This window comes from Microbacterium sp., from assembly GCF_046295495.1.
GTDB lineage: Bacteria > Actinomycetota > Actinomycetes > Actinomycetales > Microbacteriaceae > Microbacterium.
This window is the reverse complement of sequence record NZ_JBKBNC010000061.1, coordinates 1-11272: the sequence shown is the minus strand read 5'-3', so window position 1 is coordinate 11272 and position 11272 is coordinate 1. Positions and strand designations below refer to the sequence as shown.

7 protein-coding genes and 1 pseudogene are annotated in these 11272 nt (G+C 72.8%); all 8 read left to right on the top strand.

What is annotated here, in order from left to right:
* Positions 1–1199, top strand: a pseudogene (locus ACK4LS_RS13960) (DNA polymerase III subunit gamma and tau); the annotation flags it as partial.
* Positions 1199–1792, top strand: a complete 594-nt coding sequence (recR, locus tag ACK4LS_RS13955; RefSeq protein ID WP_409718452.1) for a recombination mediator RecR — start codon at positions 1199–1201, stop codon at positions 1790–1792. The pseudogene ACK4LS_RS13960 and the gene recR, both read left to right, overlap by 1 nt.
* A 197-nt stretch (positions 1793–1989) precedes the next feature.
* Positions 1990–2526: a hypothetical protein gene (locus tag ACK4LS_RS13950; protein WP_409718449.1), complete on the top strand. Its 537-nt coding sequence runs from the start codon at positions 1990–1992 to the stop codon at positions 2524–2526.
* Positions 2523–4361 (top strand): protein kinase domain-containing protein, encoded by a 1839-nt coding sequence (locus ACK4LS_RS13945; protein ID WP_409718446.1) that lies wholly within the window; start codon positions 2523–2525, stop codon positions 4359–4361. The genes ACK4LS_RS13950 and ACK4LS_RS13945 overlap by 4 nt, the downstream gene beginning before the upstream one ends.
* A gap of 346 nt (positions 4362–4707) precedes the next feature.
* Positions 4708–5724, top strand: a complete 1017-nt coding sequence (gene pstC, locus ACK4LS_RS13940; protein WP_409718443.1) for a phosphate ABC transporter permease subunit PstC — start codon at positions 4708–4710, stop codon at positions 5722–5724.
* The gene (pstA, locus tag ACK4LS_RS13935; RefSeq protein WP_409718441.1) at positions 5724–7058 is read left to right on the top strand and encodes a phosphate ABC transporter permease PstA; all 1335 of its coding nucleotides are present in this window, start codon (positions 5724–5726) and stop codon (positions 7056–7058) included. Before pstC ends, pstA begins: the two co-directional genes overlap by 1 nt.
* Complete coding sequence (gene pstS / locus ACK4LS_RS13930; RefSeq protein ID WP_409718438.1) at positions 7055–8647, top strand: phosphate ABC transporter substrate-binding protein PstS; 1593 nt, start codon at positions 7055–7057, stop codon at positions 8645–8647. Before pstA ends, pstS begins: the two co-directional genes overlap by 4 nt.
* A gap of 256 nt (positions 8648–8903) precedes the next feature.
* On the top strand, positions 8904–11272 hold a 2369-nt coding region (locus tag ACK4LS_RS13925), incomplete at its 3' end, for a hypothetical protein (protein WP_409718435.1).

Below are 11272 nucleotides of genomic sequence, written 5' to 3'. Positions count from 1 at the left end.
GCGCGCAGGCGCCCGATGCCCGTTCGACCGCGTCCTCGGATTCGGATGCCGCAGCCTCCGCCGCCGCGGTGCCCGATGATGCAGCGCCCGCTGCGTCGCCCGCCGCCGCAGCCCCCGCCGGCTCAGGTGGCACGGGGGAGGCGCCTGAGCGTGACTCGGGGGAGTCACCGACCACGGCATCCGCATCCGCCGGTCCCGCGACCGCCGACGAGGCCGCGGCCACCGACGCGGCGCCGGTTCCGGCGGAGGAGACCCCTCCGGCAGCGCCCGGCACCCCGCCCACGGAGGCTGCCGACTCTCGCGCGAGCACGCCGACGCCGACGGCCCCGCCGACGCCCCCGTCCGTCGACGACTCGGCTCCGCTCGAACCGGTCGCCCCGACCCCGCCGACGACCCCGGTCGGTCCGATCGAGCTCGCTCACGTGCGCGACGCCTGGCCCGAGGTGCTCGGTCAGCTCGAGGTCGCGAGCCGCTCGTCGTGGCTCGTCGTCTCGACGTCGACGGTCGCCGCCTTCGACGCCGACGTGTTGACGCTGGCCTTCCGCACGACGGCCGACCTCACGGCCTTCAAGACGCGCACGCCCGAGGGCGGACCGAGCGAAGACCTGCGCCAGGCGATCCAGACGGTGCTCGGCATCCGGGTCAAATATCTCGCCCGTCTCGAAGGCGACGGCAACCCGGGTGGTCCCGGCGGCTCGTCGCCGCGACCCGCCGGACCGTCGTCCGACGGCCCCGGCGCCGTCCGGGCGGCGGCTCCTCAGGCAGCGGGGGCGCGGCCGGCCTCCGCGTCGGCACCGTACGCCTCCTCCGTGACCGAGTGGGCCGTCGCGCCCATCCCGTCCTCCGATGGCGGGGCCCCCACCACGACGCTCGCGCCTCCCGCGGCCCCGTCGGCGCTCGCCGTCGACGACGAGCCCGACGAGGCCGCCGTCGAGCCCGGTGCGTCGTCCCCCCGCGCGGGTGTGGTGCTGCCGTCGCGCGAGGTGGCGGCCTCGGTTCCCGCTCCCGACGAGGTCGACGACGACGACGTCATCCCGCCCGCCGACGAGGTCGAGGCCCCGCTGCCGCCCGTCGTCCTGCCGCGCATGGCCCCCCTCCGCGGAGGCGTGCAGCGCTACGGCGAAGCGGTGGTGCGCCAGATGCTCGGGGCCACCTTCGTGCGCGATGAGCCCTACGAGCCCCCGACGAGGTTCAGCTGATGTACGACGGCATCGTCCAAGACCTGATCGACGAGTTCGGACGCCTTCCCGGCATCGGTCCGAAGTCCGCCCAGCGCATCGCGTTCCACATCCTGCAGTCCCCGTCGTTCGACGTCTCGCGCCTGTCGACGCTGCTCGGCGAGATCCGCGACAAGGTGAAGTTCTGCGAGATCTGCGGAAACGTCTCCGAGCAGGATCGCTGCTCGATCTGCCGCGACCCGCGTCGCAACCCCGCGTCGATCTGCGTCGTCGAAGACGCCAAAGACGTCGCGGCGATCGAGCGCACGCGCGAGTTCCGGGGTCTCTATCACGTGCTCGGCGGGGCGATCAGCCCGATCGCCGGAATCGGGCCCGACGACCTCCGCGTGACGCAGCTCATGCAGCGCCTCGCCGACGGGACGGTGCAGGAGGTCATCCTCGCCACCAACCCGAACCTCGAGGGCGAGGCGACGGCCACCTACCTCAGCCGGCTCCTGCACACCCTCGAGATCCGTGTCACGCGCTTGGCATCCGGTCTCCCCGTCGGCGGCGACCTCGAGTACGCCGACGAAGTGACCCTCGGGCGCGCGTTCGAGGGGCGCCGCACGCTCTGACAGCGGTCCGCGTCCGACGGCCCGCCGTGGAGGGGTGGACGTCCAGCCCCTGGTGAGGAAATCGTTGCGGGCTGGTGAACCGCCCGTTCACCCGTTGATCTCGCCACGGCAACACCGCGGGAGCACGTTCGTCTCTGCGGAACAGCACCGGACGACCCGTAGGTCCGGCGCGCAGGTCCGTCAGACAGGGGCCTCTCGTGAGCGACCAGCTCTCGGTGCCGCGCGCCCGCCGGGGCCGCGTCATCTTCGACACCTTCCGTTCCGCGTACGATCCGCGGCTCGCGGCATGGTTGCTATTCCGGTCGTACGTGCTCCCTGAACTCGCGGCCACCCAACTCGCCGTTCAGGAGGCTGCGCCGGACTCGCAGCTCGCCTCGCTGGGGGTGTTCGGCGTGTGGCGGCTGCTGGCCACCAACAACCGCGAGCTCGCCCGGTGCGCGGCGGTGTTCTCGTCGCCCGCCGCCGCCGTCGAGGCCGCCCTCGTCGATCAGCGCCGCACGGGTGAGCTGCAGCTCGCCGCCGTCCGCGGTCCCGTCGCCACCAAGCACGCCTGGGTGTTGCGCGGGGGAGGGCGCCCCGTCGTCACCTCGGCGCGGTGGTACGAGTCGGCGGGCGAGGCGGTGGCCGCCGGTCGCATGGCGACGACCGTGCTGGCATCCGCCGAGGTCGTCCAGGCCGTCAGCATCGGCACGGCCTCGGGCCGTCGCTCCCGCGTGCTCGAACGATCGTCGTGACCGACGGCAGCGCCCCCGACGGCAGCGCACCCGACGGCTCCACGCGCGACGGCACCGCCCCCGACGGCAGCGCCCCCGACGGCACCGCCCCCGACGGCGCCGGCGCGGCGGAGCGCACCGACGCCTCCCTCGGCCGCAGCGGGGGCGGCTCGACGGGCCTGATTGCGGGACGGTTCCGCCTGGGCGAACTGCTCGGCTCCGGGGGGACGGCGTCGGTGTTCGCCGCCGTCGACGCCGTGACCGGCCGCAGCCTCGCGGTGAAACTGCTCCACCCCCACCTGTCGGAGAGCGCGCCGCTGCGCGAGGCGTTCCTCGAGGAGGCGCGACGGGCGGCGCAGATCTCCCATCCGTGCGTCGTGGTGATCGTCGACATCGGCGTCTTCGACGACGACGGGATCCCGATCGCGTGGATCGCGCAGGAGAGGGTCGCCGGGGTCACCCTCGCCGAGCACGTGCGTGCGCATGGCGCCCTGACCGCGGGCGACGCGGTCAGCGTCGGCGCCGACGTGTTGGCGGGTCTCGAGGCGGCGCACGCCTCGGGACTCATCCACCGCGACGTGTCGCCCTCGAACGTCCTGGTGCGGCGCGGCGACGACGGCGAGCTGCGCGCGACGCTGCTGGACTTCGGACTCGCCGACGCCGCCGGGCGCACGGCCCACGGTGACGACGTGCTGCGCAGCGCGGTGACCTCCGACACGGTCGGTGTGGTCGGCAACGCGCAGTTCGCGTCGCCCGAGCAGCTCAGCGGGCGGCCGGTGGGGGCTCGGGGTGACCTGTATCAGGTGGGCGGTCTGCTGTTCTTCGCGCTGACCGGTCACCCGCCCTTCGCCGGCGCCGACCGCCTCGCCGTAGTCCGCGCCCACCTCAGCGCCCCACCGCCGGTTCCGTCCGTCCGGCGCCCCGGTCTCCCGCCGGCGTTGGATCGCGTCGTCGTGCGCGCGCTGCTCAAGGACCCCGACGACCGCTTCGTCGACGCGGCCGCGATGCGCGTCGCGCTGCGCGCCGCTGGCGCAGCATCCACCCCTTCGCTCGTCCCCGCGCCGTCGACCCGGGTGCTGCGTCCCGTCGCGGCGGTTCCGGCGCCGGTCGAGGGGGCCTCCGCGCGGCGATCCGCCGCCGATGCGCCGCCGCCGACGGCGCCGGAGGCCGGGCGAGAACGCCGGGGTGCGGCGTGGGGGACGGTGGTCGGCATCATCGCGGTGCTCGTGGCCGCCGCCACCGCCGTCCCGCTCATGGCCGGGGCGGGGCGCTCCGTGCCCGTCGCCGAGGCGACGGATCCGCCCCCGACGCAGACGCCCGCCACCTCGCCGACGCCCACCGCGTCGGCCCCCGGCGCGGTGGTCCCCCGTGCGACGCCCGAGCCGGCGTCCACCGTCCCGGCACTCACCGCGCTCGCCGACGCGGCCGTCGTGCTCGAGGCGGCGGGCCTGCGGGTGGGCGACGTCAGCGAGCGCGACGCCCCGTTCGTGGCGGGCAGGGTGATCGAGTCCTTTCCTCCCGCGGGATCGACCGCGCCGCGGGGGAGCGCCGTGCGCCTCGTGGTGGCATCCGGGTCGAACACCGTTCCGGAGGTGTCGGGAACGGATGCCGCGGACGCGGCGTCGCAGCTGCGCGCGGCGGGCTTCGCGACGACGTTCGTGTCGGTCGTGTCGGAACGACCCGTCGGCACCGTGGTGTCGCTCGAGCCCGCGGCGGGCGGTTCCGTTCCCCTCGGCGCGGAGGTGCGCATCCGGGTGGCGGCCACCCCCGCACCCGCACCCAGCCCCTCGGCCACCCCGCCGACGCCCGCCCCGACCGCCTCGCCCACGTCGTCGCCGACGCCGCGCGCCGGCTGAACGCGCGCCGTCCCGACGACCGCGGGCGGAACGCGCGCGGGCGGAGCGCACGCCAACTGAGCGCGCGTCGGCTCGACGACCGCCGGCCGAACGACCGTCGCCTTCACCCCGGCCGGGCGTCGTCCGTCGTTCACCTTCGCGCGCCCCGCGTTCACCCGGCGGCCAGGGCGTGTGGCGGGTGGATCCCGGCCGCGTTCACACCCCGCTCCTACCGTCGGGGATACCGGCGGACCTGTGCCGGTTCTGGGTACACGAGCGCCGCGCGCCGTCGGTCCCGCCCGAGCCCCCGCCGCGCCCTCCCGGGCCGCGGAGAGCACGTGCGACCGACCGCGCCGATGGAGAACGCATGAGCGACACGACCACGGAGGTCCTGCCTCCGCACGCGACGCGGCCGCTGGAGCGCCGCTCGCTGAAGAGCGCTCCCGTGGTGGCCGACCGCGTCTTCCGCAGCGGCGCCTACACCGCCGGCATCCTCACCGTCGCCGTCATGCTCGCGGTGGGCGTGTTCCTGACGGCCCGCGCGGGCGACGCCCTCGTGGTCGCGGGTCCGGCGTTCCTCACCACGCAGGAGTGGTCGCCCGAGACGGGCGCGTTCGGCGTCGCCGCGGTGCTGTTCGGCACCGTCACGATCGCGATCGTCGCGATGTCCATCTCGGTGCCGCTGGCCCTGGGCACCGCGCTGCTCATCAGCGAGATCGTGCCGCCGCGGCTGCGGTCCTCGCTCATCACGATGGTCGATCTCATGGCGGCGGTGCCGAGCGTGGTGTTCGGCCTGTGGGGGGTGTTCTTCCTGCAGGCGAACGTCATCCCGGTGGCCGAGTGGATCTCCACCTACTTCGGTTGGATCCCGCTCTTCCAGGTCACGGATGCCACCGGCGCCCGCCTCACCGAAGCGGGGGCGTTCACGTCGTCGGCGTTCATCGCGGGGATCGTGGTGGCGCTCATGGTGGTGCCCACGCAGACCTCCGTGATGCGCGAGGCGTTCTCGCAGGCCCCGCTCGGCGAGCGCGAGGGGGCGCTCGCGCTGGGCTCGACGCGGTGGGGCATGATCCGCGCCGTCGTCCTGCCCTTCGGCCGCGGCGGCATCATCGGCGGCACGATGCTGGGGCTGGGTCGCGCGCTGGGCGAGACGATCGCGGTGGTCATGATCATCTCGCCGATCTTCACGATCAACACGCAGGTGCTGAAGACGGGCACCAACTCGGTGTCGGCGCTGATCGCGCTCCGCTACGGCGAGGCCAGCCAGTTCGGCCTGTCGGCGCTCATGGCCGCCGGCCTCGTGCTGTTCATCATCACGCTGATCGTCAACTTCACCGCGTCCACGATTGTGGCGCGCAGCCGATCCGGGGCGGAGAGCAACTGATGGCGATCATCACCCCCGAGGCGCCGATGGCGGGCGAAGGCGTGCCTCGCGAGCCCATCCGCACGACGATCCCGCTGCGCGACGGCCACGTGGGCGAGCGCCGCGACCTGCGCACGGTGCCGTTCGGCGATCGGTTCGACCTGCTCGGTAGCGCCGCCGCGGCGCTGGCGGTGTCGACGCTGCTGTTCGGGTGGCTCACGCCCATGACCGGTGTGATCGGGTGGGTGGTGCTGTCGTTCGTCGGGTTCCTCGGCATCTACGCGGTGATGTCGTCGCTGCGGGCCGACCGGCTCGCGGTGCGCGAGCGCATCGTGACCGCGCTGTTCTACTCGGCCGGGGTGATCCTGCTCGGCGCGCTGACGTTCGTGCTGTTCTTCACGCTCCTGCGCGGTTCGTCGGCGCTGATGAACGGCAACTTCTTCGTCGAGACCATGACCACCGCCGGCCCGCTCGACCCCCTCACGATGGGCGGCATTGCCCACGCGATCGTGGGCACGCTCATCCAGATCGGCATCGCCCTGCTCATCACCATTCCGCTGGGGGTGATGACCGCGGTCTTCCTGAACGAGATCGGCGGGCCGTTCGCGAGATTCGTGCGAACGGTGTCGGATGCCATGACGGCACTGCCCTCGATCGTGGCGGGGCTGTTCGTCTACGCCGCCGTCGTCACCCTCATCACCCACGAGCGCTCGGGGTTCGCGGCATCCATCGCCATCAGCGTGATGATGCTGCCGATCATCATCCGCGCATCCGACGTCGTGCTGCGCCTGGTGCCGAACAACCTGCGCGAGGCCTCGTACGCCCTGGGGTCCAGCCGGTGGCGCACGGTCTGGAACGTCGTGCTGCCCACCTCGCGTTCGGGTCTGGTGACGGCGGTGATCCTGGGCACGGCCCGTGGAATCGGCGAGACCTCGCCCGTGCTGCTCACCTCCGGCGTGACGGCGCAGATGAACCTCAACCCGTTCTCGGGGCCGATGATCTCGTTGCCGCTGCAGGTGTTCGACTTCGTCAAGTCGCCCGAGCCGAACATGATCGCCCGCGGCTTCGGCGCGGCCGCCACCCTCGTGATCCTCGTGCTGACGCTGTTCATCGTCGCCCGCCTCATCGGCGGGCGCGGTCCCGGTCAGCTGTCCGACCGTCAGCGTCGCGCGGCCGTGGCCGCCTCGGCCCGCGACCTGCGGCGCATGAGCCCCGCGCCCGACGGCGCCCCGTCCTCGCGCGCCCTGCGCCGAGCGGCCGCGCCGCGCCGAACGGCATCCCTCTTCGCCGGGGCCTCCGCCGAAGCCCTCCGCCCCGCACCCCGCACTCGATCCACCGAGGAGAACCCGTCGTGAACCTTCGTCGCCGCCTGGGCCGCATCGCGGCCGTTCTCGCGGCCGTGACGCTCGTGGCCCTGGTCCCCGCTCCGGCGCAGGCCGACGGCTACGTCCCCATCTCGGGCTCGGGATCCACGTGGTCGCAGAACGCGCTCGACCAGTGGCGCAAGAACGTCGCGAACAACTACGGCATGACCGTCAACTACTCCGGGACGGGGTCGTCGGCGGGTCGTAACGACTTCATCAACCAGACGGTCGACTTCGCCGTCAGCGAGATCCCGTTCCAGGGTCAGCCCGAGGACGGCTCGCCCCCCGAGAAGCCCACGACCGGATACGCCTACATGCCGATCGTGGCCGGTGGCACCTCGCTGATGTACAACCTCAAGATCGGCGGTAAGCGCGTCACCAACCTGCGCCTGTCGGGCGAGGTCATCGCGAAGATCTTCTCCGGGCAGATCGCGAAGTGGAACGACCCCGCGATCCAGGCCGACAACCCGGCCCTGGCGATGCCCGACACCTCGATCACGCCCGTCTACCGCTCCGACGGCTCGGGCACGAGCGCGCAGTTCACCCTGTGGATGTCGAAGCAGTTCGGCGACATCTGGACCCTCGGTATGCGCTCGCAGTTCCCGCAGGTGACCCCCGCGTTCAAGGGTCAGAACGGCTCGCTCGGCGTCGCCGGGTACGTCAGCCAGAACTACGGCGAGGGGGCGATCACCTACGTCGAGTACTCGTACGCGATGAAGTCGGGCTTCCCCGTGGTGAAGATGCTGAACAGCGCGGGTTACTACGTCGAGCCGACGTACCAGTCGGTCGCCGTGGCGTTGATGTCGGCCGCCATCAACCCCGATCTCACGCAGAACCTCGACGGGGTGTACAACAGCGGCGACGCGCGCTCGTATCCGATGTCGAGCTACTCGTACATGATCGTGCCCACCCAGACGAACAAGGTGTTCACCCCGGAGAAGGGCAAGACCCTCAGTCGCTTCGCCACCTACATGCTCTGCGAGGGCCAGCAGCAGGCCGCAGCGCTCGGGTACTCACCACTGCCGATGAACCTCGTGCAGGCGGGGTCGGACGTGCTGCAGAAGATCCCGGGTACCGAGGGCGGCGTCGACTTCGCGAACTGCAACAACCCCACCTTCAAGCCCGGCGACTCCCCGGCGAACAACCAGCTCGCGCTCACCGCCCCCACGCCGCCGGAGTGCGACCGGAAGGGCGCGACGCAGTGCGTCGAGGGCACGGGCGGCGCGCAGGAGGAGACCCCCTCGACCGGCTCGGGCGGAGTGAGCGCGGGGGGCGACGGGGCAGCCGCCGCCGCTGCCGGGGGTGGCGCCGGTGCCGTCGCCGATCCCACTACCGGGGCGGCCGCGGGAGTGGCGGCGACGGGGACGGCCGCGGAGCCGGTGTACGACGCCAACGGCAACCTCGTCTCGGCAGCGGCCGGGGGGACCTCGGCGGCCGTCTCGGCACCGTTCTCGCTCGCGGAGAACGGCTGGGGGACCCCGCAGTTCATCATGCTCGCGGCGGGACTGCTGGTGGTCGCGGCCATTCTCATCCCTCCCGTCATCGGTCGTCGCGCGCGCAACGACGGCCGCTCCCGGTAGATCCCGATACTCGTCTTCATCTGGGATTTTCCGCGTTCTTCCGTGGAGCCCGCGGCGTCGGTTCCTCGTTACCGCCGCGTTCATCCCACCGACACCCATCGCCCCTGAACTTGTCTCGGCGCTCGTTCGAGCTGCCCCTCCCGAAGGAATCCCCGTGCCTGAACCCCGTGAGCGCACCGTCGCGACGCCGCCCTCCCCGGGGCGACGCGCGAGACGGGCCGCCGGCCCTCGGCGGCCGGGCGGGATCGCGTCGCGCGTGCGCCGCGGACTCGCCTCGACGGCCGTCGGCGTCATCGCCGGCGTCACGATCTTCGGACTGACCGGCGGCACCGGCGCGCTCTTCTCGGGCGGGCAGCAGGCCGTGGCCGACGACTCATCGGCCGTGACCGTGACCGCGAAGGATCAGGACGCCGACGTCGCGAACGCCCCGTTCCCCGAGCTCGCCGTCACCGTCTCGCAGACGCGGGCTCTGGAGTCGCAGGGCATCGTGGTGTCGTGGACCGGTGGCAGGCCGTCGACGGTCCCGAGCTCGCAGATCGGCGGGGCCGATTTCCTGCAGGTGTTCCAGTGCTGGGGTGACGACCCCGAGCACCCGGGCACGCCCGACCGCACGACGTGCCAGTACGGCCTCGGCGGGGTCCCCGGGTCGCACCGCGACGATCCGCGCGACAGCGACGCCTCGGTCGCCGCGGAAGACGAGCGGTACACCGTGCCCGGCGACGGCTTCGCGACCCCCACCTACACGTCGATCCCGTTCCGTGCGGCCAACGGTCGCGTCGTCGCGAACGTCGTCGACGGGAAGTACTCGTATACGAAGGATGCCGAGGGCAAAGACGTCCTGGCCGACATGAACACCAACGAGTTCTTCTCGAAGTACACCACCAACATGGTGTCGTGGGCGGGTTCGGGCGGCGACGGCTCCGGCTCGGTCAAGTTCGAGGTGCAGACGGCGCTGCAGTCGCAGGGACTCGGGTGCGGTTCGCCCCGCACCGCCGCGGACGGCACGGTCACCGGCTCGAGCTGCTGGCTCGTCATCCTCCCCCGCGGGGCGCAGGACGGCGGGGCGTCGTTCATCACCAAGTCGGGGCTGTTCTGGGACGCCTGGAAGCACCGCATCGCGGTCAAGCTCGACTTCAAGCCCCTGGGCGTGCGCTGCCCGATCGGCGCTTCCGAGCGTCAGCTCGCCGGCAGCGAGCTCATCAGCCGCGCGATCTCGTCGTGGCAGCCCGCGGTGTGCAACCAGCAGGGCGGCTCGGTCTACTCCGCGATCACCGGTGCGGAGTCCGACGCCGCCCGCGCCGCGAACGGTACCGCCCCCGCGCCGCTGGCCCTCACCTCGCGCCCCCTCGACCCGAGCCTGGGTACCGATGCGCTGCGCTACGCCCCCGTGGCGATCACGGGGGCGGCCATCTCGTTCGCGATCGACCGCAACCCCCGGCCCGGAGACGACACCGTGCCCCCCGACGTACAGAAACGCGTGGGCCTGCCCTTCACCTCGCTCAAGCTCACTCCCCGTCTCGTGGCGAAGCTCCTGACGAACTCCTACCTGGATTCGCTGCCGACCTTCGCCGATCGCGACCATCTGAGCCACCTCGACGGGAAGACACGCGTCTACAACCCGCGCACGCTCGTGAGCGACCCGGACTTCCTCGCGGTGAACGACGCGGAGTGGAAGTACCAGGCGCTCGCGGCCGCGTCGCTCGCCGACGCGCTCGTGCCGCAGGGGCGATCGGATGCCGCGTGGGCCATCTGGCAGTACGTGCTCAGCGACCAGTCGGCGCGGGAGTTCCTTGAGGGCGCCCCCGATGAGTGGGGCATGACGGTCAACCCCTGGAGCGCGACGGGCGCGGAGACGAACGCCTCCGGAACGGGCCTGACCCTCCCGCGGGAGGACTTCCCCAAGGCCGACCCGGTCGAGCAGGCGGCCACGTCGTCGGCGGGGCCGGTGAACCTCGTCACCTGGCGTCCGTACATCAACGACCTCGACGCCGGCGCCTACGACACCCTGCGCGGCGACGGGCTCACCCTCGGCGCCTGGGACCCGATCTCCACTCCGCCCAAGTACGGCAAGGCCGAGCGGAGCCTGCCCGGGCGCCAGACGGTCATCGCCGTCACCGACGCGGCGTCCGCTGCGCGCTACCAGATCGTCACGGCGGCGCTGCAGAACCCGGCGGGGGAGTTCGTCACCGTGACGACGGAGTCCATGGCGGCCGCGGCCACCGCGATGACGGCCGACAGCGGTCAGGGGCAGGTCCTGTCTTTCGACCCGACGTCGCCCGCCGCCGCCGCGGCCCGCGGGGCCTACCCGCTCACCATGCCGGTGTACGCGGCGGTCAACCCGAAGGTCACCGACGCCGAGCTGCGGTCCAGCTACGCCGCGTTCATCCGCTACGCCGCCACCGAGGGGCAGCAGCCCGGAACCGCGATCGGCCAGCTGCCGCAGGGCTACCTGCCGCTGCCCGACGCGTGGCGAACCCTCGCCACCGCCGCCGCGGACGACATCGAGGCGGGACGGATGCCGACCACCGGCGGCGTCGAGGCCCCGGCGGCCCCGGCCGCCCCGGCAGCGGGCGTCCCCTTCCCCGGCGGCGGAGTCGTCGGCAGCGCCCCGGCGGCCGGCGCGGT

Excerpts from the sequence above, each read along its gene's own strand:
- recR (WP_409718452.1), top strand. The coding sequence starts at position 1,199 with ATGTACGACGGCATCGTCCAAGACCTGATCGACGAGTTCGGACGCCTT.
- pstC (WP_409718443.1), top strand. The coding sequence starts at position 4,708 with ATGAGCGACACGACCACGGAGGTCCTGCCTCCGCACGCGACGCGGCCG.
- pstA (WP_409718441.1), top strand. The coding sequence starts at position 5,724 with ATGGCGATCATCACCCCCGAGGCGCCGATGGCGGGCGAAGGCGTGCCT.